This is a genomic window from Leclercia sp. GHBNCSD (assembly GCF_055805075.1).
This window is the reverse complement of record NZ_JBQVYO010000001.1, coordinates 2,760,194-2,784,682: the sequence shown is the minus strand read 5'-3', so window position 1 is coordinate 2,784,682 and position 24,489 is coordinate 2,760,194. Positions and strand designations below refer to the sequence as shown.

The 24,489-nt window shown below is 57.7% G+C and carries 25 protein-coding genes; 6 read left to right on the top strand and 19 right to left on the bottom strand.

From position 1 onward, the window contains the following. Positions 1-5 precede the first annotated feature (5 nt). From ACT3IC_RS13480 to ACT3IC_RS13425, 12 genes are all read right to left on the bottom strand, one after another. Positions 6-776, bottom strand: a complete 771-nt coding sequence (locus tag ACT3IC_RS13480) for an aspartate dehydrogenase (RefSeq protein WP_156655201.1) — start codon at positions 774-776, stop codon at positions 6-8. 9 nt (positions 777-785) lie between these two features. Further along, a complete protein-coding gene (locus ACT3IC_RS13475) occupies positions 786-1,580 on the bottom strand; it encodes an SDR family oxidoreductase (protein WP_103176902.1) in 795 nt (264 codons plus the stop codon). Then, on the bottom strand, positions 1,564-2,334 hold the full coding sequence (locus ACT3IC_RS13470) for an alpha/beta fold hydrolase (protein ID WP_420193604.1): 771 nt from the start codon (positions 2,332-2,334) through the stop codon (positions 1,564-1,566). The genes ACT3IC_RS13475 and ACT3IC_RS13470 overlap by 17 nt, the downstream gene beginning before the upstream one ends. A 10-nt stretch (positions 2,335-2,344) precedes the next feature. Beyond that, the gene (locus tag ACT3IC_RS13465) at positions 2,345-2,875 is read right to left on the bottom strand and encodes a cupin domain-containing protein (RefSeq protein ID WP_103176904.1); all 531 of its coding nucleotides are present in this window, start codon (positions 2,873-2,875) and stop codon (positions 2,345-2,347) included. Between the two features lie 10 nt (positions 2,876-2,885). Continuing rightward, a complete protein-coding gene (locus ACT3IC_RS13460) occupies positions 2,886-4,142 on the bottom strand; it encodes an MFS transporter (protein WP_114316837.1) in 1,257 nt (418 codons plus the stop codon). A gap of 25 nt (positions 4,143-4,167) precedes the next feature. Next, positions 4,168-5,355: an NAD(P)/FAD-dependent oxidoreductase gene (locus tag ACT3IC_RS13455; protein WP_473477785.1), complete on the bottom strand. Its 1,188-nt coding sequence runs from the start codon at positions 5,353-5,355 to the stop codon at positions 4,168-4,170. After that, positions 5,352-6,278 carry a VOC family protein gene (locus ACT3IC_RS13450; protein ID WP_473477782.1) on the bottom strand — a complete coding sequence of 309 codons (927 nt, stop codon included), beginning with the start codon at positions 6,276-6,278 and terminating at the stop codon, positions 5,352-5,354. Before ACT3IC_RS13450 ends, ACT3IC_RS13455 begins: the two co-directional genes overlap by 4 nt. A gap of 78 nt (positions 6,279-6,356) precedes the next feature. Then, a complete protein-coding gene (locus ACT3IC_RS13445; protein ID WP_156655205.1) occupies positions 6,357-7,145 on the bottom strand; it encodes an IclR family transcriptional regulator in 789 nt (262 codons plus the stop codon). Positions 7,146-7,157: 12 nt separating this feature from the next. Beyond that, positions 7,158-7,907, bottom strand: a complete 750-nt coding sequence (locus tag ACT3IC_RS13440) for an SDR family oxidoreductase (protein ID WP_156655206.1) — start codon at positions 7,905-7,907, stop codon at positions 7,158-7,160. Beyond that, positions 7,907-8,929, bottom strand: coding sequence for an aromatic ring-hydroxylating oxygenase subunit alpha (locus ACT3IC_RS13435; RefSeq protein ID WP_103176908.1), 1,023 nt, complete (start codon positions 8,927-8,929; stop codon positions 7,907-7,909). Before ACT3IC_RS13435 ends, ACT3IC_RS13440 begins: the two co-directional genes overlap by 1 nt. 10 nt (positions 8,930-8,939) lie before the next feature. Next, the gene (locus ACT3IC_RS13430; protein ID WP_103176909.1) at positions 8,940-9,248 is read right to left on the bottom strand and encodes a recombinase-like helix-turn-helix domain-containing protein; all 309 of its coding nucleotides are present in this window, start codon (positions 9,246-9,248) and stop codon (positions 8,940-8,942) included. Continuing rightward, positions 9,245-9,568, bottom strand: coding sequence for a Rieske (2Fe-2S) protein (locus ACT3IC_RS13425; protein ID WP_013098654.1), 324 nt, complete (start codon positions 9,566-9,568; stop codon positions 9,245-9,247). Before ACT3IC_RS13425 ends, ACT3IC_RS13430 begins: the two co-directional genes overlap by 4 nt. A 413-nt stretch (positions 9,569-9,981) precedes the next feature. Here ACT3IC_RS13425 and ACT3IC_RS13420 point away from each other — a divergent pair, with 413 nt between their 5' ends. Beyond that, on the top strand, positions 9,982-11,193 hold the full coding sequence (locus ACT3IC_RS13420; protein ID WP_159339845.1) for an MFS transporter: 1,212 nt from the start codon (positions 9,982-9,984) through the stop codon (positions 11,191-11,193). Positions 11,194-11,196: 3 nt separating this feature from the next. Here the strand turns inward: ACT3IC_RS13420 and speB are convergent, their stop codons facing one another. The 4 genes from speB to ACT3IC_RS13400 form a co-directional block, all read right to left on the bottom strand. Next, positions 11,197-12,117 (bottom strand): agmatinase, encoded by a 921-nt coding sequence (gene speB / locus ACT3IC_RS13415; protein WP_058608614.1) that lies wholly within the window; start codon positions 12,115-12,117, stop codon positions 11,197-11,199. A 150-nt stretch (positions 12,118-12,267) separates the two neighbouring features. After that, positions 12,268-13,083 carry a sugar phosphate isomerase/epimerase family protein gene (locus ACT3IC_RS13410; RefSeq protein WP_473477774.1) on the bottom strand — a complete coding sequence of 272 codons (816 nt, stop codon included), beginning with the start codon at positions 13,081-13,083 and terminating at the stop codon, positions 12,268-12,270. A gap of 36 nt (positions 13,084-13,119) precedes the next feature. Next, positions 13,120-14,403 (bottom strand): ABC transporter substrate-binding protein, encoded by a 1,284-nt coding sequence (locus ACT3IC_RS13405; protein ID WP_103176912.1) that lies wholly within the window; start codon positions 14,401-14,403, stop codon positions 13,120-13,122. A 13-nt stretch (positions 14,404-14,416) separates the two neighbouring features. Next, positions 14,417-15,595, bottom strand: a complete 1,179-nt coding sequence (locus ACT3IC_RS13400; RefSeq protein ID WP_159339847.1) for an oligogalacturonate lyase family protein — start codon at positions 15,593-15,595, stop codon at positions 14,417-14,419. 162 nt (positions 15,596-15,757) lie between these two features. Here ACT3IC_RS13400 and ACT3IC_RS13395 point away from each other — a divergent pair, with 162 nt between their 5' ends. Beyond that, on the top strand, positions 15,758-17,332 hold the full coding sequence (locus ACT3IC_RS13395) for a hypothetical protein (protein ID WP_473477770.1): 1,575 nt from the start codon (positions 15,758-15,760) through the stop codon (positions 17,330-17,332). Positions 17,333-17,552: 220 nt separating this feature from the next. Here ACT3IC_RS13395 and speA read toward each other — a convergent pair whose 3' ends face one another. From speA to ACT3IC_RS13380, 3 genes are all read right to left on the bottom strand, one after another. Next, positions 17,553-19,529 (bottom strand): biosynthetic arginine decarboxylase, encoded by a 1,977-nt coding sequence (speA, locus tag ACT3IC_RS13390; RefSeq protein ID WP_103830403.1) that lies wholly within the window; start codon positions 19,527-19,529, stop codon positions 17,553-17,555. Positions 19,530-19,537: 8 nt separating this feature from the next. Then, positions 19,538-19,669 (bottom strand): acid stress response protein YqgB, encoded by a 132-nt coding sequence (gene yqgB / locus ACT3IC_RS13385; RefSeq protein ID WP_139156299.1) that lies wholly within the window; start codon positions 19,667-19,669, stop codon positions 19,538-19,540. An 87-nt stretch (positions 19,670-19,756) separates the two neighbouring features. Then, a complete protein-coding gene (locus ACT3IC_RS13380) occupies positions 19,757-19,909 on the bottom strand; it encodes a hypothetical protein (RefSeq protein WP_418936642.1) in 153 nt (50 codons plus the stop codon). Positions 19,910-20,328: 419 nt separating this feature from the next. On the opposite strand from ACT3IC_RS13380, the gene metK reads away from it, so the two are divergent. The 4 genes from metK to endA all read left to right on the top strand — a co-directional run bounded on the left by metK (position 20,329) and on the right by endA (position 24,461). Further along, a complete protein-coding gene (metK, locus tag ACT3IC_RS13375) occupies positions 20,329-21,483 on the top strand; it encodes a methionine adenosyltransferase (protein ID WP_103176917.1) in 1,155 nt (384 codons plus the stop codon). A gap of 209 nt (positions 21,484-21,692) precedes the next feature. Then, positions 21,693-23,090 (top strand): sugar porter family MFS transporter, encoded by a 1,398-nt coding sequence (locus ACT3IC_RS13370; RefSeq protein ID WP_103176918.1) that lies wholly within the window; start codon positions 21,693-21,695, stop codon positions 23,088-23,090. A 71-nt stretch (positions 23,091-23,161) separates the two neighbouring features. Next, positions 23,162-23,659: a SprT family zinc-dependent metalloprotease gene (locus ACT3IC_RS13365; protein ID WP_103822812.1), complete on the top strand. Its 498-nt coding sequence runs from the start codon at positions 23,162-23,164 to the stop codon at positions 23,657-23,659. Between the two features lie 94 nt (positions 23,660-23,753). After that, a complete protein-coding gene (endA, locus tag ACT3IC_RS13360; RefSeq protein WP_103176920.1) occupies positions 23,754-24,461 on the top strand; it encodes a deoxyribonuclease I in 708 nt (235 codons plus the stop codon). Positions 24,462-24,489 lie beyond the last annotated feature (28 nt).

The window sequence follows — 24,489 nt, the reverse complement described above, 5'->3', positions numbered from 1 at the left end:
ACTCCTCAGCTCAGGGCCAGCTCGCGGCAGGCGCGGACCGCGCTCAGTGCCGCCAGGGTGGAGGTTTTCGGGTTAGAGGCAAGCGGCAGCCCGCTCAGCTCAAGATGGAACTCGCCAAACACGCCTTCGACGTGCAGCGTGTGGGTATTGCGTTTCGTGGCCGGGTCGACCATCAGCTGTACGCGGGTCTCATCCATCCCCACGCCGCCGAGCGCCACGGTCGCCGCCACGTTGGCGTTGGCCGGGAACAGTCGTGCCGCCTCCCGGGCGCTGCCTTCGAAAAAGACCTGCGCCACTGACACCGAATTAAGATCGATAAGCTGTTCGGCGTAGCTGCCGCGCCAACTGGCCGGGCTTTTACGCGACTGATAGGTCACGCGCTCAAGCCCGCCCTCTTTCGCCGCCGCCAGCCCGTCGATGCCGGCCACCGCGCCGGAGAGTAGCGTCAGTTTGCCGCCCGCGTTGAGCAGGCGCTGCTCCAGCGCGCTATCTGCCAGTGCGCCGGTGGAGATCACCGCCAGATGCCAGCCGCGATGCAAAATATCCTCGCCGTACTGCGCCACCGCCTGCTGGCTGGCGCACTCCAGCACCAGATCGGGCGCTTCAGCGCACTCCAGCGGCGAGGTCAGCGCCACCACCGCATCACCAAACTGCTGGCGAATCGCCGCGTGATGAGACGCGCGCGCCACGATCCAGCCGATAGCGACACCGGCAGGCAGGCGCTCGATCACCGCCTGCGCCATGGCGCCGAACCCAATTAACATGATCTTTTTCATGATGCGTCCTTACAGATGGCGGCAGAAGCCGCCGGAAACGTCCAGCGCGGCGCCGGTGGTAAACGAGGCCAGCGGCGAGGCGAGGAACAGCAGCGCCTGCGCGGGCTCCTGCGGCTTGCCGAGGCGCGCCATCGGGATGCCGCGTTTGCGCGCGATCTCTGCCGTCCACTCCGGCCAGCTCTGGCTTTTGTCTGTACGGTTTTCAAAGCGGCGCTGCCACTGGCCGGACTCCACCATGCCGAGCAAGATGGAATTCACCCGAATGCCTTTCCCCACCAACTCTTTCGAGAGTGTCAGCGTCATATTCAGCAGCGCGGCACGGGCGGCAGAGGTGGCAATCATGTGCTCCTCCGGCTGCAGCGCCAGTAGCGAGTTGACGCAGGTGATGGAGGCGATGTCGGACTGCTCCAGCAGCGGCTGAAACGCCTGCACCGGATTGATCACTCCGAACAGCTTCAGCTCGGCCTCGTGCAGCCACGCCTCGCGCGGCGTATCCTGGAAGTGCGCCACGTAGCCCTGCCCGGCGTTGTTGATCAGCATATCCGCCGCACCAAAGCGCGCCTGAACGGCATCCGCAAAGGCCTGCATCTCGTCAGCGTTCAGCACGTCGCATCGATAAGAGAAAACCTCCCCGTCGGGGTATTCGTTATGCAGCGCGGCATGGGCGCTGGCGAGGCGATCCGGATCGCGGCCACAGAAGGCCACTTTAGCCCCCTCGCCCAGCAGCAGGCGCAGCGTTTCAAAGCCAATGCCAGAAGAACCGCCGGTGACGACCGCTATGCGCCCATCAATTTGTGCATTCATCGCGCACCTCTTCGTTAATGCGTAAAAGCTGTTGGTTAAAAAACGCGTCGTTATCGAGATAGCTGGCGTGACCGGCCTGGGGAATGGCGATAAACGGCAACCCGTATCGCAGCGCCAGCCCCTGCACCAACTCCGGCTGCGTAATCGCATCCTGCTCGCCGCACCAGACTTCAAAATCGCCCGGGTAGCGCTTAAGCCAGGCATGGATGTCGTCATATGCCAGCATCCACGCGGCGGCCAGGTAGCCCTCCGGGCGCAGCTTGCGCATCCCTGACGCCACGGTGGCAATATCCTCCGCGCGCGCGCCAGGGCGCAGCAGCTTCGCGGCGCGGGTCTGGGCGAGGATTTCGCCGCCCAGTGCCATCTGTTGCTCGCGGTTGCGCCAGACCTGCTCGCGCTGCTCCGGCGCGGCCTGGCCGTAGCCCTGCGCGGCATCCGCCAGCACCAGATGGATAACGCGTTCCGGGAACTTCGCCGCAAAAGCACTGGCGACCAGCGCCCCCAGAGAGTGCCCTACCAGCACCGCCTGCCAGACGCCCGCCCGATCGAGCATCGCCGCCAGCGCGTCGGCGTAATCTCCGGCGTTTGCCCGTTCAGCTGCCAGCATCGGGCTTTCGCCATAGCCGGGCATGTCCCACGCCAGCACCCGAAAACCGTCCAGCGCCATCTGCTTATGCCAGGAGGCGGCGCAGGAGCTGATGCCGTGCAGCAACATCAGCGGAATGCCGCATCCCTGTTCACGAAATTCCGTCATCGTGCACCCCTTAGTTCCGCTTCACTTTTGAGAGCGGATGATCGGCCGGGTAGGTCGGGATTTCCGGCTTGTTAGTGCCCAGCATGACGCACATCAGCGCCTCTTCTTCGCCGTGGTTGAACAGCCCACGATAGATACCCGGCGGGACGGAGATGAGGTCACGCTCGCGCAGCACGGTTTCGGTGTAGTTGTCGCCATCCTGGATCATCAGCGTGATCTGGCCTTTCAGCATGAAGAAGACCTCTTCCACATCGTCATGCAGGTGCAGCGGCCCTTCGCACTTCGACGGCAGTACCATGGTGGAGAAGGTAAAGTGATCCGCCTGCACGGTGTTGGTGTCGTTCGCCACGCCGGTGGCACCGGTGCCGATGTAGCGCATCTGCGCCCGGCGGTATTTCGGATCAAAATCGGCCTGGAACTTCAGGGCGTTCCAGTCATATTTACGCCCTTCGAAGCGCGCGATGCGCGACTCGACCCACTCTTCCATCGTCAGGTGGTCAGGTTTGATGCCAGATTTGTTGGTTATGGTTGAATCAGTCATGACACTCTCCTCAGTAACGTCTCAGCAGCGGCAGTAACAGGACGCAGCCCACCGCCGCCATCACCGCCAGAAAAATCAGCCCGGAATCCATGCTGTGGGTGAAGGCGATAAGCGCGCCCATCACCGCCGGCGACAGCGCGCCCGCAAAGTTTCCCAGCCCGTTGAAGATGCCGCCCGCCGTAGCACTCACCCGTGGATGGGTGGCCTTTGCCAGCAGGGCGAAAATGTTGGGCGCCCCGGTGCCCCACATAAAGGTACTGAAGCTCATCGCCGCGATGATGGTCAGCGGGGTGTCGAGGTGCATGACCGCTGCCAGCCCCACCGCCGCCCCCGCCATGGAGATAAAGCAGGCCGCGGCGCGCTTATCGACCCGGTCCGAGAGCCATGCGCCAATCACCTCGCCTGCCAGCATGGCGATAAACGGCATCGACGACAGCCAGCCCGCATGCTCCAGATGAATGCCCTTCCCCTTGATCAGGTAGCCCGGCAGCCAGCCGTTGATACCCCACAGGTAGGTCAGGAAGGCGATGTTAAAGATGCAGATGATCCAGAAGTGCGGACTGACGAACAGCTCGCGCCGGGCCGCGCGACGCTCATCCTGCGACGCCTGAGTAGTGGCCGGTTTCGCATCCAGACGGATCCCCCGCAGACCGATGCGCACAAAAATAAGCACCGGCACGGTCAGCATCGCCATCACGAAGAAGGTGCTCTGCCAGCCGAAGGTATTCAGCAACCAGAGGGAGAGCGGGAAGCCAATCGCCGCCCCCACCGGGGTGCCCAGCAGCCACAGCATGGTGGCGCGCGCCTGCAGATGCTGCGGGAAGTTGTGGCGCACAATGGCGAAGGCCAGCGGGAAGAGCGGCCCTTCTGCTACCCCCAGCAGGATGCGCAGGACAATCATCAGCGTGTAGTTATGGGTAAAGCCCATCGCCACCATCAGCACGCACCAGATCACCATCATCCCGGTGAGCAGGCGCAGCGGGGCGATTTTGTCCCCCAGCCCGCTTAAAAAGACCGATGAAAAGCCGTAGCTCAGCAGGAAGGCGCTCATCAGAATGCCGAGGCGCGTGGTGTCGAAATCGATGCCCATCGCCTGCTGGAAATGGCCGTCAGAAAACAGCGCCGCAATGCTGATTTTGTCGAAAAACGCCAGCAGCACGCAGGCCAGCAGCGCCAGCGGGATGGCCCAGCGCACCGCTTTTTCAGGCGTGCGGGTTCCCTCACCGCTCGCCTCAACGGGCGCGGTGTTGGTCTCTAATGTGGTCATATCTCCCCCTACGGGTGCGGGTTAGCTATCGCAATGACATCAGTGAAAAGGTCGGGTCGCTGAGCGGTACGTCTGACAGATCCCTTCCCGCCGCCATCCAGCGCTTCGCCAGCTTGACGGTGCGCGCATCGTTGAACGCCACCAGCTGCGTCAGCCGCCCGTTCGCGTCGAGCGAGAAGAACAGCGAATCGTCCCGCACTATCGTGCTGCTGCCCGGCTGCGGAATACCGAGGATCTGAATGTTGTGCTGATATTGATCTGACCAGAGCCACGGCGCGTCGTCGTAACCTGACGCATCGGGGTTGAGCATTGCTTTCGCCGTCGCCACCGCCTGATTCTGGGCAAAGGCCCAGGACTGGATGCACAGGCCGTAGTGATGATGCTGGGCCACATCCCCGGCGGCAAAGATGAACGGATCTGCGGTGCGTCCCTGGGCATCCACCACGATCCCGCGTTCGGTTTTAAGCCCGGCGTTACGCGCCAGTTCCAGGTTGAGATCGACACCGATCCCCACCACCACCGCATCAAAGGTTTTACGCTGGCCGTCGCAGTGGATGACCGGCAGACCGTTATCGTCTTCCAGCTCCAGCGCGCCGCAGCCGGTGCGGATCGCCACACCCTGCTCGCGTTGAATGGCCTCTAAGCGCTGCGAAACCTCGCCACTCACCGAGCGCATGCAGAGTGCGGGCTGCTGCTCGAACAGCGTGACCGCCACGCCGCTGCTGCGCGCGGAAGCGGCAATCTCAAGACCGATCCAGCCGCCGCCAACGATAGCCAGGGTGCGGCTCTCCGCCAGACGGCTTTTCAGACGCTGCGCGTCCTGCCAGTGGCGCAGGGTGTAGACCTGCGGGTGCGCCGCCCAGGCCTCACCCGGCAGGCGCGCCCGCCCTCCGGTGGCCAGTAAAAGCATGTTGTAACTAAGGCGTTCGCCGTTGCTTAAAACAACCGCTTTCGCTTCACGATCAATGGATTCAGCCCGCAACGGACGATACCAGGTCAGGTTCAGCGCCTGCTGCGCCTCTTCGGAAAAGAGTCGCGGAAACGCCGCCTCTGGTTGCAAAAGAGCCGCTTTCGACAGCGGTGGCCGTTCGTAGAAATCCCATTCCTCTTCCGCCACCACGCAAATCTCGCCGTCGAAACCCTCGTCACGCAGGGTTTTAGCCGCCCAGCCCCCCGCCTGGCCGCCACCGATAATGACAATGCGCGACGTCATACCGCCTCCGTTTTTTTCTGCTGACGGCGCGTGTCGTGATCGATCCCGCCTTCCACCGCCCATTCGGTAAAGGAGACCAGCGAGTGCTCCAGCTCGCGCGGCTGCCAGTTTTCGGTCAGGTAGTCGTCGTTGGTGTAGTACTCAAACGCGCCGCCGGTCGGGCTATTGACGTACCAGAAGTAGGCCGACGAGACCGGATGGCGGCCCGGCCCGATAAAGGTGCTCCATTCATTTTTATTCATCGCGATACCACCGCCGATCACCTCGTGGATATCGCGCACGGTAAAGGCCACGTGGTTCAGGCCGCGCTTACGGTTCGGCAATTGCAGCAGGAACAGGTTGTGATGCCCCCCACGTACGCCGCAGCGCAGGAATACGGCGCGGTTGATGTAGCGGTCAGAGACCTGGAAACCGAGCACCTTGCGGTAGAATTTCTCCACCGCCGCCAGCTCCTCCACGAAAAACACCACGTGGCCGACGTTGATGGGCTGGGCGCGATCGTAAACCGGGCTGGGGGTGTCAATCCGGCGGGCATCGCCCCACTGGTTGATCGGCTCGACGTTCAGCTCCACGTCGGTCTGCTGGCTGACCTGCACGCGCAGGGTCATGCCGTTCGGGTCAAGGCATTCCAGCGCGTCGCCCACTTCGCGAAAGCCGGGCTGCTGCGCAAGCTTCGAGCGCAGTGCGTCCAGATCGTTCTGGGTCGCCACTCCCCAGGTCATGCGGCGCAGGGTGTTACCCGCTTCAAACGCCGGGGGCAGATCGGGGCTGTCGATCGGGTTAAGCTCCACGCGCGCGCCGCTCAGGGTGGTAAAACGCTGGCCGCTGGCATCGCCCGTCAGGCCAAAATCACGCATAAATTTGGCGCAGTGCGTCAGGTTCTCAACGCCAAATTCCAGCTTTTCAATTCCGGTTACACTCATCGTTCGTTGCCTCATCTGGCCCAAATTGGGCGTAAAACATGCCCGACGCAGTGAAGCGCCTGACGTTAACTCACTGATTTAACTGGCCTGTGATAAATACCCTAAGAAGCCAGAAATTTTGTCCGCCGCCAGACGAACCTCGTTTTGCAGTCGCTCGCGGTCGGCTTGTGGGATCTCTTCCGACGGCACCAGAATGCTCACTACCGCCGCCACGCGATGGCTTCGGTCAAACACCGGATAAACGATGGAGGAGATACCGTGGCGGAAGAAGGATTCACCGATCACGTATCCGCGGGCTTTATCCTGCTGCACCATTTGCCACAGGGCTTCACGGTCGTGAAGCTGACCCGGCGTGTTGCCCGGCAGGCGCTCCTGCGGGAACAGCTGTTCGAAATCGGCGCGGGAAATATCGGTCAACAGCATGCGGCCGAGCGAGGTGCAGTGCACCGGCAGACGGGTGCCAATGCTGACCTGATTGATGCGCGACCCGGCGGCGCTGACGCGGGCGATGTAGATGATGTCGCGCCCGTCGCGGATCGCCAGATGGCTACTGCACTGGCTGACGTCACGCAGTTGTTCAATCACCGGCTGACCCACCTGCGCCACATCCAGCGAGGCGATGTACTCAAAGCCCAGACGCAGCACGTTCATGCCGAGCGAGAAGGTATTGGTACGGGTGTTGCGCTCCAGAAAGCCCATATACTCCAGGGTCTGCACCACGCGGTAGGCGGTGGCCTTCGGCATATCCACCAGCCGGTGCAGCTCGGCAAAGGTCAGATCGCGATGCTGCTCGCCGAAGGCCAACAGCAGCTGTAAACCGCGCTCCAGCCCCGGCACCAGATACTTCACTTCCTGATCGTTTGCCATAATCGCCCTACCTTAGTTAAAGACAAAACCGCCGTTGACCGGAATAAGCTGCCCGGTGATGAACCGCGACAGATCGCTTAACAGCCAGACCACGCTGCCGGTGACATCTTCCGGCTGCTGCGCCCCCGTTAACGCCCGGCCATTTTCATAGAGCTGATGCCGTTCGGCGGGCACATATTCCGTCGCCTCAACGCGGGTTAATCCCGGCGCGATGGCGTTAATACGAATACGCTTTTCACCTAGCTCCCGCGCCATTGAGCGGGTCATGGCAATCACGGCCCCCTTACTGGCGACGTAGGCCATCAGGCGCGGCGCGCCCCACAGGGCGGTATCGGAGGCTACGTTCACAATCCCTGCCCCTTCCCGCAGCAGCGGCACGGCGGCGCGGGTGACCAGCCAGGTGCCTTTGACGTTGACGCTCATTACCCGATCCCAGAGATCCGGATCGTAATCGAGCATGTTTTTGCCGCCGACGCCGGTCGCCATCGCCGCGTTATTCACCAGGCCGTCAATCTGCCCCAGCTCGCCAATGGCACTGAACACCTGTTCGATGGAATGCGGATCGGCCAGATCGATAACGTGCGATTCGATCGCATAACCCTGTTCGCTCAGCCCGTGGGCGCTTTCAGCCAGCTCGCCTTTCAGGATGTCGCACATCACCACCGCCGCCCCCTGCTCCGCGCAGGCTCTGGCGAAGTGGTAGCCCAGCCCGCGCGCGGCACCGGTTACAACGATGCGTTTTCCGCTCAACAGCCCGTTCATCAGGCGGCTCCCTGCTGCGCGTCGCGCATCGCCAGCTGCTCTTTCGCAGCTTTTTGCATCATGCGGCGCAGGCGGGAGAGACCAACGTCATGCTGGTAGAGGTATTCATGGTCGCGGGCGTTTGGCGCCATGCTTTCCAGCACCACACGATCCTGCTCCAGCACTTCCCAGTGCAGTTTTTCCAGGCGGTTACGGTACATAAAGCGCCACATATCGCGCTGCCAGCCCTGCACGCGGCGGATGCGCCAGAAGAAGACGCGGCAGTTGTCGTTATCTTCCGGTACCACCATACCGACGATAAAGAAGTGGCCGCCCGGCCCGAAACGCTTCCTGTAAGGAATGGAGAGGCGCATCCAGCAGGTGCCGCTGTTGCCCAGCTCCACCCAGTCGAAGTTGACGCCGCTCTGCCCTTTTTTCTCAAAGATGAAGCCGGTTTTGGTCGGCTGGAGCACCATGTCGGCCTTGCGGTCCCCTTCCGCCATTGAGTGCGAGGAGGAGTGCAGATAGGTGCCGTGCATCGGGTCCATCACGTTTTCCAGCGCGTACTGGTAATTGCATTTCCACCCGGCGGTGCAGAGGAAGTTGCTGAAATTTTCCATGTCGGCGAGTTCATCCGGGAAGGTCAGTTCGTCCGGCTGCTGATCGGCGGTGACGCCGAACCACAGGAAGATGGCGCCGTGCGCCTCCTGCACGTTATAGCTGCGTACGCACTGCTGGCCGACCAGCGGACATTTGTCCACCGCAGGCACATCTTTCACTTCGCCATTGCCTGCCACTTCCACGCCGTGATACCAGCAGGCGATGCGGTCCCCGAGATTCCAGCCCATCGACAGGCGCGCGCCGCGGTGCGGACAGCGGTCCTCCAGCGCCTGGACCTGGCCGTCTTTGTTGCGCCAGACCACAATCTGCTCCCCCAGGCGGGTAATGCCCACCGGTGCAGACTGCACTTCCCAGCTCGCCAGCACCGGATACCAGAGGCCGCGCAGACCTTTATCGAGATAGTTTTGTACGGTAGTCGTCATCGCGTTGTCCTCAGTAGCCGTTAACCTGTAAGAATGCCTGGAAGCTGGCGTCGCTCCACGGCTCGCCCTGCTGATCGTGCATCCGCACCGCGTTCAGCCCCTTCACCAGCTCCGGTAAGGTTTCAATGCCCTGCTCAAAGAGATCTTCCAGCGTGGCGATAAGGCTCATTTCCCAGTTTTCCGGCACCCGGCTGCGGGTCTGCCAGATCAGGTTCTGGTACTCGCCCGGTTTATGAATGGCGCCGTTACCGCCCTCTGCAGGCGGGGTAAACTGGCGGCTTTCGGGCAGCGCCGGGTTGAAGTTCAGGATGTCGCTCATGCCACGGTCTCCTCGACAAAAGTAATCTGGATTTGATTTTCAAAGACCCGAACCGGGTAGCGGTTAAGGTTTCGGCCGCCGGGGCCGTGCAGGCACTGGCCGGTTTTGACGTCGAACACCGCCTCGTGCAGCGGACATTCCACTTTGCCGTCCTCAACAAAGCCCTGACTCAGCAGCGCATAGGCGTGCGGGCATACGTCTTCCAGCGCGTAATATTCGCCGTCGATTAAATAAACGCCGATCTCTTTACCTTCTACGTTGCCGCTAAAAGGGAAATCTTCCTGTACTTGTTCTGCGTCACATACGCCTATCCAGCTCATCACGATCCTCCAGGCTTTTGTTTCATATATGAAACTCTGTTTCTTATTTAATACGGTCAATATAAAAGCGATGAATGTTTCGTCAAGCGTCAATGTGACGAATTTGTTAATTGATCGGCAATTAATAAGCTAAGTGTGCAAGGGATCACGAAAAAATGCAGCGATATGAAATTTTCATTATTGAGGCGTGAAAGAATACGTTTTAGCGATGAGCTAAAAGAGTAAATGAAAAATATTGACTTCTTTTCTTTTTCTTCCTTAAAAATAAAGCAAAGAAAAATCGACAGGTTTCACCCGTGAAACACATTTTAAAACAACCTTTTAAAACAACGAGTTTCACAGGTGAACCATTTTAGCTCCGTGACAATCACATTGATAAAAATATAAATTCTCGAACGCATAAGGCGGGCAATATGACGGCAAGATGGCAAGGCACAATTGCACTGTTATTTCTCATTATTATTTCCTACGTTGACCGGGTAAATATTTCGGTGATGATTTTAAATCCGGAATTTGCCGAACATTTTCAGTTAAATGAAAACAGAATGTTACAAGGAATGTTAATGACCTGCTTTCTGCTGGGTTATGGATTCTCGGCTTTATTATTAACACCGGTTATCGAAAGCAAACTGCATTATCGGCAGGGGTTGTTAAGCAGCATTGCGATCTGGGCCCTGGTCTGCGCTGTTTCGCCATTGCTGGGCTCGCTAATGGGGATGCTTATCGCCCGCCTGGTATTGGGCATTGCCGAAGGTCCGCTCTTTTCCCTGAAAACGCGCTTTATAAGCGATAACTTCAGCGCGGAAGAGATAGGCAAACCCAACGCCGTCACCGCGCTGGGCGTCTCGCTCGGGCTGGCGGTGGGCTTTCCGCTCGTCACCTGGCTGATGGCACATCTGGGCTGGGCGGGTTCGTTCTATGCGCTGGCGGCAATCAATCTGCTGCTGGGTGGCGGGTTAATCTGGCGCTTCCTGCCCGCACCGCGTGGTGCGGTGAAGATGAAAAAACCAGGATTTGTCGAAACCTTTACCCTCGCCTGGCAAACGCCGCTGCTGGGCTGGATTTTACTGGTTGAAATCGCCACCCTGAGCTATCTCTGGGGAAGCAGTGCCTGGCTGCCCGCGTGGCTGCGGGATGAACACCATTTCTCCCTTCACGCGACGGGCTGGCTTGCGGCGATCCCTTTCCTGCTGAGCCTGGGTTCAAAGTTCCTGGGTGGTGTACTGCTCGATAAAATGCGCCCGGACCAGGCTCCGGTACTCTTTGTTGTGGGCGGCGCGTTGACCGCGTTGTCAGTGGTCGCCCTGATGCTCAGCCATCAGCCGGTATGGCTGGCGCTGTTTATGCTTTCCGCCAATATCTTTTGGGGGCTTCAGGGGGCCGCCATTCCTGCCGTGATCCAGCATCACGCCGCACGAGAAGCGGTGGGCAGCGCCTACGGGATCATTAATGGGATTGGCAATATCTGCGCGGCGTTTATTCCGCTGCTGATGGGGATGGTGATGAAATCGGCCGGGTCGGTCAGTTCCGGTTTTTCGGTGCTGGTGGCGTCGCAGGTTATCACTCTGCTGGCCGGAGGAATGTTGCTGCTGCGCATGCGTCGCGCAGCAGCACTCAGCGCGTAAGGCTTACTCGCCTTTTTTCGCCGCCTGGATGTAGAGCATCTCCAGCGCCAGGGTCGCTGCGGCCAGCGCAGTGATCTCGGACTGGTCATAGGCAGGCGCCACTTCAACGACGTCCATACCGACGATGTTCAGATCCTTCAGGCCGCGCACCAGTTTGATGGCGCGGTCTGAGGTCAGGCCGCCAATTACCGGGGTGCCGGTGCCTGGGGCAAAGGCTGGATCCAGGCAGTCGATGTCGAAGGTCAGGTAGACCGGCATATCACCGACGATCTGCTTAACCTGGGCGATGATGTCATCCACGCCGCGATCGTTCACCTGGCAGGCGTCCAGCACGGTGAAGCCGTTGTCTTTGTCGAATTCGGTACGGATACCGATCTGCACGGAGTGGTTCGGATCGATCAGACCTTCCTTCGGCGCGGTGAAGAACATGGTGCCGTGGTCAAATTCACAGCCGTTCGCGTAGGTGTCGGTATGCGCATCGAAATGCACCAGCGCCATCTTACCGAAGTGTTTCGCGTGGGCGCGCAGCAGGGGCAGCGTCACGAAGTGGTCACCACCGAAGGAGAGCATGCGCTTGCCGGCAGCCAGCAGTTTTTCTGCGTGCGCCTGCAGTTTTTCACTCATTTCACGCGCGTCGCCGAAGGCATACACCAGGTCACCGCAGTCCACGACGTTCAGGCGCTCGCGCATGTCGAAGTTCCACGGGAAGCGGTTATGCTCCCAGGCGAGGTTGGTGGAAACCTGACGAATGGCCGCCGGGCCATGACGGCCACCGGCACGACCGGATGTCGCCATATCAAATGGTACGCCGGTGATCACCCAGTCCGCATCGCTGTCGTAAGGCTGGAAGTTCATCGGAAGGCGTAGAAAACCAAAGGCATTGGAAACTAACGAGTTGTCGTACTGGTGACCTAAGGTGCTCATGGCAAAAACCTCATATTCGTCGCTATAAAAAAACCCTCCCGCGTCGTTAGCCCGACGAGGAAGGGTTAGATTGGAAAAGGCAATAAAAAGAATTATCGCCGTTAATCTGCGCAGGTTCAAGTCAGGAAAAACGATCCCCCACCTCACCCCTTATAAGCGACGCAACCGGTCGATCAGCGGACCGGCCTCCTTAATCAGCGTTGCCGTTGACGGCTGGCACAAACACTCCAGCGAAACCGCACCCTGATAGTTGGCCGCTTTTAGCGCCAGATAGATGTCGTCAATCGGCAAATGGCCATACCCCGGAAACGCCCGGTTAGAGTCGGCAAAATGCACATGCCGCAGCCGGGAGCCCAGCAAGACTATCGCGTCGGTGAAATCGCGATCCTCAATATTGGCATGGAAAATATCCCATAACACGCCGACATTTTCCGGTGCGTCGCAGAAGCTCATAAACGCCATCATATCCGCCGCGCTGTGCAGATGCGCGATTTCATAGCGATTGAGGGCTTCAAGGACCAGCGTCACGCCGCACCGCTTCGCCTGCTCCACGCACGGCGCCATCGCCTCCGCCAGCGCATGCATATACTCGGTTTTACTCAGCATCCTGTCCGTTGCGCGCAATGAGCCTATGGTGACATGGCTCGACAGCTGCGCGGCGGCGTCAATATGTTCCGCCAGGCGCTGTTGAGTACGCAAAACCACCGCCCTGTCGCTGGAAAGTAAAGATAGGCCATCGCGCTTGCGGGCCTGGCCCGTGGCAATAGTCGTACACCCCAGCCGGTAATCATCCAGCCGCTTTTTCAGCCATGAGACCTCCATGCCTTCATAATCATTGATGCACAGTTCGGCGGCGTCGAAGCCGCTTTGCGCCAGCCACGCCAGCCCCTGCTCAAAGTCCTGCGGGGTAAAAGGCGAAAAAAGCGTTTCATAACGGCAGGTTAGCGTTGCGCTAAAGGTAATCATATCCTTCCCCATCATCTGTGAACCGGTATCGTCGGGTTAGCGCATTGCTCTGCCCAGGATGCGTTCGGCATTACGGGAGAAGCTTTTCGCCGCCTGCTCTACCGTAAGGGTGCCCTGGTCGATATTTTCAATGGTGTTGTGCCAAAGCTCGACAAACTGCGGGTTATCGAAATAGGGCGAGGTGGGGATGTTATGGGGCAGTGCCAGGGAGGCGTTGATCCCGGCTACGGTAATATTGTCCTTTTGAATCACTCCCTCTGCTTCCAGCTGCTGCGCGGCCTTTTTACTCAGCGGCGTGCCGCGCTCCAGCCCCATCGCTTTGACGCCCTGCGGATCGTTCATTAAAAAATCGATCAGCTTCGCCGCCTCCTGTGGGTGCTTCGTCGATTTCCCCACGCTGAACATCATTGTCGGCTTGAAGAATAATCCGGCATCTTTCGCCCCCGGCAGCATAAAGAATGGCCCCAGCTCCAGCTTGTTATAGGGCGCGGTCAGGTTGTTTTCATACATCACGGCATTCGTATTCCACATATAGATGCCGCCCCATTTTCCCTGGATCCAGGGCTTCATCTCCCAGGTATTACTTTTGCCGTAAGAGGAGAGTACCCGCATGGAAGGGAAGACGTGGCTGTCGACAAGATCTTTATACAGCTGGAAGAACTCCACCCACTGCTGCGGGGTATAGTTGAACTTGCCCGTTTTCTCATTAATCGCCGGAATCGCGTACTTCTGCACCATCCAGGACTGTACCAGCGTCAACGACTCCATATAGTCGAGAACCAGCGGATATTTCTCTTTGTCTTTTGCCTGAAACGCTTTCCCGGCCGCCATCAGCTCCGGCCAGCTCTGCGGATAGCTGACGCCCATCTCCTGCCATAATTTCTTGTTGTAGTAGAAGCTGCGCGCCGTCACCGCCACCGGAATGCCGTTCAGCTTGCCGTTGACCGTGGTGGTACTCAGAGACTGCGGGTCATATTGCCCGAGGTCGAGCACCGCTTTCTGGCTGTAGAGATCATAAAAGCCGTTGCCGTCCCGGGAAAAAATAGGCAGCCAGTTCCAGTTGGTCTGAATGACATCCGGCTCGTTGCCGCCCGCAATCTGTACGGTCAGGCGCGAGAGGTATCCCTCCCACCCGGCATATTCGGCCTTCACCTTGATATCAGGGTATTTCTGCTCAAACAGCTTGATGGCGTTCAAGGTCGCCTGGTGGCGGCTGTTTCCTCCCCACCAGGAGATACGGATTTCCGCCGCCTGCGCCGCCGCGAGGCAGGAGCAGGCAAGCAATAATGAGGCGCTCAGGCAAGCGTTACGTTTCTTCATCGTTTGCTCCTTATTAAGCCTTAATGTTTTGCAAAACCTCAGGCGGGATCTCGGCCAGATAGAGCGCCGGTTTACCGTCTTTATCCGTGCTGAACAGCACCGCTTTTTCGTCCGGCGTAAACGAGGGGTGCGGATGCGTCACCTGGCGATCGCCGTCCAGCACCTGCCAGGATGAGCTGTGACGGGCGATTTTGTAGGCTTGCTTTTTCCGCAAATCAAATAACCACAGGTAGGGATCGCTGGTATCGCCATAGCCGGCGTTATCGGCGATATCAATGGGCACGCCGGAACCGTCGCCTACGGCGAGGGAGCCATCTTCGTTACTCATGACGTGCGAACAGGGGGGCATCGCCATCAGACGTTCGTCCTGACCGCTCTGACCATCAATACGGCATAAATAGCGCACAGGGCTGTTTTTCACATAGGTGACGTACATCAGCGCCGAGCCATCCGGCACCCAGAATTCATGGGTATAGCTCTCCCCGGGAGCGGGCTGTCTGGCTTTACGAATATTGCTGCCATCTTCATCCATCAGCCACATACGGGCATCGACCCGGTCCAAAGGACCCTCGTGGCAGAAGGCCACGGTGTTGTCATCAAAGGGTCGATAAATCGGATGCCCCAGCCACTGATTCTCCTCCAGCAGCGTGGTTCTCTCCCCTGTATGTAGATCGATGCGGATAACCCGACAGCGCGGCTGCTCGGCCCAGAAGGTCTGGAAGACGGTCCAGTCGCTAATTGGCCGCCAGCTGTCGCGATGGATCTCCACGCCGACAAGCTTATTGCAGGCGCTGTTCGCCACCCAGGTGCCATATCCCACCCACTCTTCCGGCACCTGATAAACGATCTCTTCCTGCAGCGTCGACAGATTTACCCGCATTAAATTGCGTTCGCTTTTTACATAATAGAGCGAGGTTTCATCCGGTGATAAAAAGCCGCCAAAGGTATTATCGCCCGCGCCTTCCGTTAATTGCATTGCTATACCCGTCGCCAGATCCAGCAAATAATAGTTGCGGTTAACATCGAACTCACCGGCAAAAATTAATTTCCTGCCGCCATCAATAAAACATTTCTGGTAAAAGTAATTACGATGACAAATAACATCAACAGGCGTGAAGCGGGTAACTTTAGCGCCGGTATCCTCATCGATATAATGTTCAAAATGTAATTGTACCTTCATACCTTTCGCCATGGGAACTCCTCCTGTCAGGGCATAACAATCTGGCCTGCAGATGTCACACGTTTTTAGCGCATTCGAGCAGGCTCACACTTTTTTTCTTACGCCAGCAGCGGCGTTTGATCTTTGCGGGGATCGCATCTAGCATGCGTTTTTTATCGCTGCGGAATGCGTTTAATGAATACAACGACGCCTTACCTGTTAATGGAATTTAATTCACCTGAAATATGGCGCTGGGCTTTTATTGAAAAAGCGGTACGACTGGCCACAGGCTATGGTTTTCAGGGCATTATTATTCACCAGCAGTCATTATTAGCGCGTCTGGCTCCGCCTTCACCGCATTGTAAAGGCGCCGATTTAATTAATCTCACCATCGTCCAAGAAAATGCCATTATTTATTTACGCAAAGTGGGCGACTATGTTCAACGTCATAATTTGCAGCTTTGGTTACAGGGAGAAGCCACCCCTAATAGCCAGGAATTAAAAGCGAAATTCCCGGAGTTTTTTCTTTCTGAAAATAACGAATCCCACTTTATTCACGCTTTTTTTCAGAACGTCATTCCGCACATTCTCGCCGCGTTGCCCACCGTTCGCGGTCTGCGCCTGTCGTTATCCACGCCCGACGTCAGCACCGAAAACTGGATTAGCGCACTAAAGGCGTTATATAAGGGCATCCGGCAACTGGGACGCCAGCTTATTTTACGCGATTACCAGGACAAAACCTGGCCCCGGCATATGCTGCGGGAAGCGCTGGAGGCCCTGCCCGGCGACGTTCGCGCCTCGGTTAAAGCAACCGAACTCGATTACCGTCCCGGCTTTGCCGGTAATCCCAATCTGCTCAACATTCGCCATAACCAGAAATGGCTGGAGCTGGATCTCTGGGGGCTGGAATATGGCTGGACGCTGCTGCCCTGTTATCTGCTTGACGAAATCCAGCAGCGCCTTAGCTGGCTTAATCAGCTCGACAGTACGCCAGAGGCCATCACCGTCCGCGTCGACTGGGAGTGGCTGCCCGACCTGACGCTGGAAGATTCCGTTAACGAGCTTAATTTGTCCGGCCTCTCCCGGCTGATCCACGAGCCAGAGATCGCCCCCCGTCAACTGATCGCTCCCTGGCTACAGCAACGCGCCCGCGCCCCTCTCTCCTTGCCGAACCTTAACGCCATCAGCGAAATTCTCGTCGCCAGCCACGAATGGAGCTGTAAAACGCCTACCCTACTGGGGCGCGTGCTGCAATCCCACAGCCGCCCCCCGGAAGATTTAGACCAGACCCTGCATCTGCTTCATCTTGATACCCGCGGCGCCAGCTGGACCCAGTCTTTTCAACCGCTGATGCCGAGCGACGATCCGGAGCTGGGCCACCAGCAGCGTCAGCTTATCGAGCTTGAGGACCAGCGTAGCCGCTTCCTGGCCGACTATATGTACAGCCGGGCATCTAATCTCCTGCCTGATAGCATGCTCACCGACGAAGCCCGGCATATCCTCCTTTCCGGGGTAACCCGGGCGGTGAAATATAGCCATATCTACAGCGCGTTCACCCGGGCGCTGACGCTAAAACTGTGGCTGCGCAAATATGGCGAGCAAGCGGATGTCAGGGCGGAATTCACCGCGGCGCTGGCGCACTTTACTCATCAGAATCGCGAGCTTGAAACGTGGCTGCTTCAGCACGGCTCACAACATCCCTCCTCCTTCGCCACACTGCTCAATCCGCCACGCATCGCGGCGTTGATAGCAAGCCTGGCTCACGACTAAGCGATAGTGAAAGCATGGTGGCACAGGGGCGGGAAGTAAATCCGTCAGGCAAAAGGAAAAGAGCGGTTAGCGCAATGAGCGGTAGAAAAAGCGAGGCCGATCACGACCTGGGGAGATTTCAGGTGATCTAACTCACATTTGAGAGGCAGGATATTGTGATCGCCATCTACTGGCTGGGGCAGGAAAAGCCCGGCGACGCAAACGTCGCCGGGCACCGTCATTACTCGTCTTCCAGATACGTGTAACCGTACAGACCGGCTTCAAACTCTTCCAGGAACTGTTTCTGCAACGTATCGTCCAGGTCGGTCTTTTTCACCTGATCGCGGAACTGGGTCAGCAGTTTGTTCGGATCGAGCTGCACGTACTGCAACATGTCCGCCACGGTGTCGCCCTCGTCAGAGAGCTCCACTTCCACATTGCCGTCAGGGAAGACAAACACGTCAACCGCTTCGGTGTCCCCGAACAGGTTGTGCATGTTGCCCAGGATCTCCTGATAGGCCCCGACCATAAAGAAGCCCAGCATAGGTGGGTTCTCCGGATCGTACTCCGGCATTGGCATGGTGGTGGCGATACCGTCACCGTCAATGTAGTGATCGATCGCGCCGTCGGAGTCACAGGTGATATCCAGCAGCACCGCGCGGCGCTCAGGCACCTGGTTCAGCCCTTCCAGCGGCAGGACCGGGAACAGCTGATCGATACCCCACGCATCCGGCATCGACTGGAACAGCGAGAAGTTGACGTACATTTTGTCCGCCATACGCTCCTGCAACTCGTCGATGATCGGACGGTGCGCACGGTTGCTCGGGTCGAGCTGTTTCTGCACTTCGTGGCACATGTTCAGATAGAGCTGCTCTGCCCAGGCGCGCTCCTGCAGACTGAACGTACCGGATGAATAGCCGATATGAATATCGTGCAGGTCCATCTGGCTGTCGTGCAGCCACTCGCGCAGGGAACGGCGGGTGCCCGGCTCGTGCATCTCCTGCCAGGTTTCCCACATACTCTGCAGGGCGCGTGGCGCGTCGTCAGCAGGCGGTGTGGCTTCGGTGTATTCGTTGCGCTCAACGCCAATAATGTTGGAGACCAGCACCGTATGGTGCGCGGTCACCGCGCGCCCGGACTCGGTGATCACCGTCGGGTGCGGCAGGCCGTGCTCTTCGCAGGCATCGCCGATTGCCCAGATGATGTTGTTCGCATATTCGTTCAGGCCGTAGTTCACGGAGCAGTCAGACTTGGAGCGAGTACCCTCGTAGTCCACGCCCAGGCCGCCGCCCACGTCGAAGCACTGGATATTCACGCCCAGCTTGTGCAGCTCGACGTAGAAACGGGCCGACTCGCGCACGCCGGTGGCGATATCGCGGATGTTGGCCATCTGGGAACCGAGGTGGAAGTGCAGCAGTTGGATGCTGTCCAGACGACCACGCTCGCGCATGATCTCCACCAGCTGCAGAACCTGGTTCGCCGCGAGGCCGAATTTGGATTTTTCACCGCCGGAGGACTGCCACTTGCCGGAGCCCTGGGAGGCCAGACGTGCACGTACACCCAGGCGCGGCACCACGTTCAGACGCTCGGCCTCTTCCAGCACAATGTTAATCTCAGACATCTTCTCGATGACCAGATAGACCTTGTGGCCCATCTTCTCACCGATCAGCGCCAGACGAATGTATTCACGGTCTTTATAACCGTTACAGACGATCACCGAGCGGGTCATGCCGGCATGGGCCAGCACCGCCATCAGTTCCGCTTTGGAACCGGCTTCCAGACCCAGCGGTTCGCCGGAGTGGATCAGGGATTCAATAACGCGACGATGCTGGTTTACCTTGATCGGATAAACCAGGAAGTAGTCGCCGTTATAGCCGTAGGATTCACGCGCGCGCTTAAAGGCGGCGTTAATGGAGCGCAGACGGTGTTGCAGGATCTGCGGGAAGCAGAACAGAGCGGGCAGACGCTGGCCCTGCGCTTCGCGTGCTTTTACCAGTTTGGCGAGATCGACGCGCGCTTCCGGTACGTCAGGATCCGGGCAAACGCTGATGTGGCCCAGCTCGTTGACGTCGTAGTAGTTGTTACCCCACCACGCAATATTGTATGTGCGCAGCATCTTGCTGGCTTCCTGGGAGCTCATCGCAACCTCCTGCATAGAACGTAGTACACCCTGTTCGCCCGCTGACGAAGGCGAAAACGAAGACATGTCGTCAGACATAGCGAACCTCAACTCTTACTATTAAGTGTAAAACAGTTGACTACTATCGCAGCGTCAATCTGCGATAACAACCCATTATCCGACCGGTTTTCCAGCACAGAATGCTGAAAGCCGGGCCGTGCGACCGGTTTCTTATTCATATCATTGTAAAACACGTATCCGAACTCTGTATGACAAGGTCCGGCGAAACCACGAGAAAACTCTTGTATTAACAAGAGCGCCCTTGTTCAGTCTTCACAAAGCGTAGTGCCTGCCCGGGAATCCTGAGAAGCGCCGAGATGGGTATAACATCGGCAGGTTTGCAGATTAGAAATGCGAATGGCGGGGTACATGTTCCGGCCTGAAAGGCAGAACTGAATTAGCGGAAAACGACGGTTCATTATCTCGTATCACCTCCACGCAAGCCCGATGAAGCTCGCGACAAGTTAAAGCTAAAAGTTCACTGCTTTACCCGGCTGGAAGTGGCGACACGAAGAAACGTCGTGTGCTTTTTTGTATGAGCCGCGCGCCGCGTTTTATACCGACAAGACGCGGAAAATGCAAAATATAAATGCGGGCATTGACGCACCGTCAGCAAAAATTTCCAGCAGGGTTTTCAGGGGCGTGTGGATACATTTAAAAAAAGCTGGAAATCGGGCGAAGAAGTGACCTAAAATAGCCATCCAGATGTTAATCCATCCATACCGATTAACACTCAGACTGCCAGTGTCACCATCTGCAAGTCCTGGTGGAAAAACCTGCCACGGCTATCCCACACGACAGTTTGAGCTAAACAAATTCTCCTTAGGTAAATTAAAACATGGCAAAACACCTGTTTACGTCCGAGTCTGTATCAGAAGGACATCCTGATAAAATTGCTGACCAAATTTCCGATGCCGTGCTGGATGCGATCCTCGAGCAGGATCCAAAGGCGCGCGTAGCGTGTGAAACCTATGTCAAAACCGGCATGGTGATGGTAGGCGGTGAAATCACGACCAGTGCATGGGTTGATATCGAAGAGATCACCCGTAACACCGTACGTGAAATCGGCTATGTGCATTCTGATATGGGCTTTGATGCCAACTCTTGCGCCGTCCTGAGCGCCATTGGCAAACAGTCCCCTGACATCAACCAGGGCGTTGACCGTGCCGATCCGCTGGAACAGGGTGCAGGCGACCAGGGCCTGATGTTTGGCTACGCTACCAACGAAACCGACGTGCTGATGCCAGCGCCAATCACCTATGCGCACCGTCTGGTGCAGCGTCAGGCTGAAGTGCGTAAAAACGGCACCCTGCCGTGGCTGCGTCCGGATGCGAAAAGCCAGGTCACCTTCCAGTACGACGACGGCAAAATTGTCGGCATTGACGCGGTGGTTCTCTCTACTCAGCACGCTGAAGATATCGAGCAGAAATCCCTGCAGGAAGCGGTGATGGAAGAGATCATCAAGCCGGTTCTGCCAACCGAATGGCTGAATAGTTCCACCAAATACTTCATTAACCCAACGGGCCGCTTTGTTATCGGTGGACCAATGGGCGATTGCGGCCTGACCGGACGTAAGATCATCGTTGATACTTACGGTGGCATGGCGCGTCACGGTGGCGGCGCATTCTCCGGTAAGGATCCGTCTAAAGTTGACCGTTCCGCAGCCTACGCAGCACGTTATGTTGCCAAGAACATCGTGGCTGCTGGCCTGGCAGACCGCTGTGAGATCCAGGTCTCCTACGCTATCGGCGTGGCGGAACCGACCTCCATCATGGTTGAAACCTTCGGTACTGAAAAAGTGCCTTCAGAACAGCTGACCCTGCTGGTACGCGAGTTCTTCGACCTGCGTCCATATGGTCTGATTCAGATGCTGGATCTGCTGCACCCAATCTACAAAGAAACCGCTGCATACGGTCACTTTGGTCGCGAACATTTCCCATGGGAAAAAACCGACAAAGCCGCTCTGCTGCGTGAAGCTGCCGGTCTGAAATAATCGACTGACCGCTTACTGAAAAAGCCAGCCTCGTGCTGGCTTTTTGTTTTTTATCCCCCTGAATGCCCCGTCTGAAATCGCTTACATCGCGATAAAAACGCAGCCCTTTCGGAATACTCTCTTTGTCTGTCCCGCCCCTCTCACATACTTTTACAGCATCCCATTCAAAACTTTACATTCATAAAACAAAAAACCAACTGGAGGGCTTCATGCCTGATAATAAAAAACAGGGGCGGACGTCCAACAAGACGATGACATTCTTCGTCTGCTTCCTCGCAGCACTGGCAGGTTTACTTTTCGGCCTCGATATCGGCGTGATTGCCGGCGCCCTGCCGTTCATTACTGACGAATTCCAGATCGATTCCCATACCCAGGAGTGGGTGGTCAGCTCGATGATGTTCGGGGCTGCGGTTGGGGCAGTTGGCAGCGGCTGGCTCTCCTTCAAACTCGGGCGTAAAAAGAGCCTGATGATTGGCGCGATTCTGTTTGTCGCCGGTTCGCTCTTCTCTGCCGCGGCGCCTAACGTGGAAGTGCTGATTGCTTCGCGTGTGCTGCTGGGTCTGGCGGTGGGTGTGGCCTCTTATACCGCGCCGCTGTATCTGTCTGAGATTGCACCAGAGAAAATCCGCGGCAGCATGATCTCCATGTATCAGCTGATGATCACTATCGGTATTCTTGGCGCCTATCTTTCTGACACCGCCTTCAGCTACAGCGGCGCATGGCGCTGGATGCTGGGTGTGATCATTATCCCGGCGGTGCTGCTGCTGATTGGCGTCTTCTTCCTGCCTGACAGCCCGCGCTGGTTTGCGGCTAAACGGCGCTTTAACGATGCGGAGCGCGTCCTGCTGCGCCTGCGCGATACCAGCGCGGAAGCGAAGCGTGAGCTGGAAGAGATCCGCGAAAGCCTGCAGGTCAAACAGAGCGGCTGGGCGCTGTTTAAAGAGAACAGCAATTTCCGTCGGGCGGTGTTCCTTGGCGTGCTGCTGCAGATCATGCAGCAGTTCACCGGGATGAACGTCATTATGTATTACGCGCCGAAAATCTTTGAGCTGGCGGGTTACAGCAACACCACTCAGCAGATGTGGGGCACCGTGATTGTCGGCCTGACCAACGTGCTGGCGACCTTTATCGCCATCGGTCTGGTGGATCGCTGGGGTCGTAAACCGACGCTGACGCTGGGCTTCCTGGTGATGGCCGCCGGTATGGGTGTGCTGGGTACAATGCTGCATGTGGGTATTGATTCCACCGCGATGCAGTACGTAGCCGTCGGGATGCTGCTGATGTTTATTGTTGGTTTTGCGATGAGCGCGGGCCCGCTGATCTGGGTACTCTGTTCTGAGATCCAGCCGCTGAAAGGCCGCGACTTCGGTATTACCTGCTCCACCGCCACCAACTGGATCGCAAACATGATTGTCGGCGCAACCTTCCTGACCATGCTCGATACGCTGGGTAATGCCAACACCTTCTGGGTGTACGGCGGTCTGAACCTGCTGTTTATCGTGCTGACGCTGTGGCTGGTTCCTGAAACGAAACATGTTTCGCTGGAACATATTGAACGCAACCTGATGAAAGGTCGCCCACTGCGCGAAATTGGCTCCCACGACTAATCCGTCCGGCTTCCTCCCCTGCGGAGGAAGCCGCTTGCACCGCCTCGCCGCAGGCTCTATGCTCTGCTCCTATGAAAACACCCCGTCTCCCTATTGCGCTTCAGCAAGCCGCTATGCGCAGCCTGCGCGATAAACTGGCCCAGGCCAATCTGAAACTCGACCGGAACTACCCTGAACCTAAGCTGGTGTGGCAGCAGCGCGGCACCGCAGCAGGCACCGCCTGGCTGGATGCGTACGAGATCCGCCTTAACCCTGTTTTAATGCTGGAAAACCAGCAGGCGTTTATTGACGAGGTGGTGCCGCATGAACTGGCGCATCTGCTGGTTTGGAAGCACTTTGGCCGCGTGGCGCCGCACGGCAAAGAGTGGAAATGGATGATGGAAGCGGTGCTGGGCGTACCGGCTCGCCGAACCCACCAGTTCGAGCTTGATTCCGTTCGGCGCAATACGTTCCCCTATCGCTGCCCCTGTCAGCAGCACCAGCTTACGGTGCGTCGCCATAATCGGGTGGTGCGCGGTGAAGCCACCTACCGCTGCGTCAAGTGCGGTGAACCCCTTATCGCTGAGTAACCGGCAGAACAATCAGGAACATTCATGATCTGCCTGATTGCATACAGGAATAACTTTCGTTACGTTGCGGGCTCGTTTTGACACGGAGTTCACGATGTCCCGTAATTTCTCTCTCGCGGTCGCGTTTCTGACGACGGCGTTCTCAGGCCATGCGCTGGCCGAAGGTATCCACAGTTTTTCCCAGGCAAAAGCCGCAGGCGTAAAGGTTAATGCCGACGTGCCGGGCGATTTTTACTGCGGCTGTAAAATTAACTGGCAGGGCAAAAAAGGGGTCGTGGATCTGCAGTCCTGCGGCTACAAAGTGCGTAAAAATGAGAACCGTGCCAGCCGTATCGAATGGGAACATGTGGTCCCGGCCTGGCAGTTCGGCCACCAGCGTCAGTGCTGGCAGGATGGCGGACGTAAAAACTGCGCCAAAGACCCGATCTATCGCCAGATAGAGAGCGATATGCATAACCTGCAACCCGCCGTGGGCGAGGTAAATGGCGATCGCGGCAACTTTATGTACAGCCAGTGGAACGGCGGCGAAGGCCAGTATGGCCAGTGCGCCATGAAGGTCGATTTCAAGGAGAAACTTGCCGAGCCGCCTGCCCGCGCCCGCGGCAGCATCGCCCGCATCTATTTCTACATGCGCGACAGGTATCACCTCAACCTCTCCCGCCAGCAGACCCAGCTCTTCAACGCCTGGGATAAACTCTATCCGGTCACGGCCTGGGAGTGCATACGAGACGAGCGCATCGCCAAAGTGCAGGGGAATCACAACCCTTACGTCCAGCGCGCTTGCCAGGCGCAAAAGAGCTAACCTACACTAGCGGCAACTGTTTCTTAGC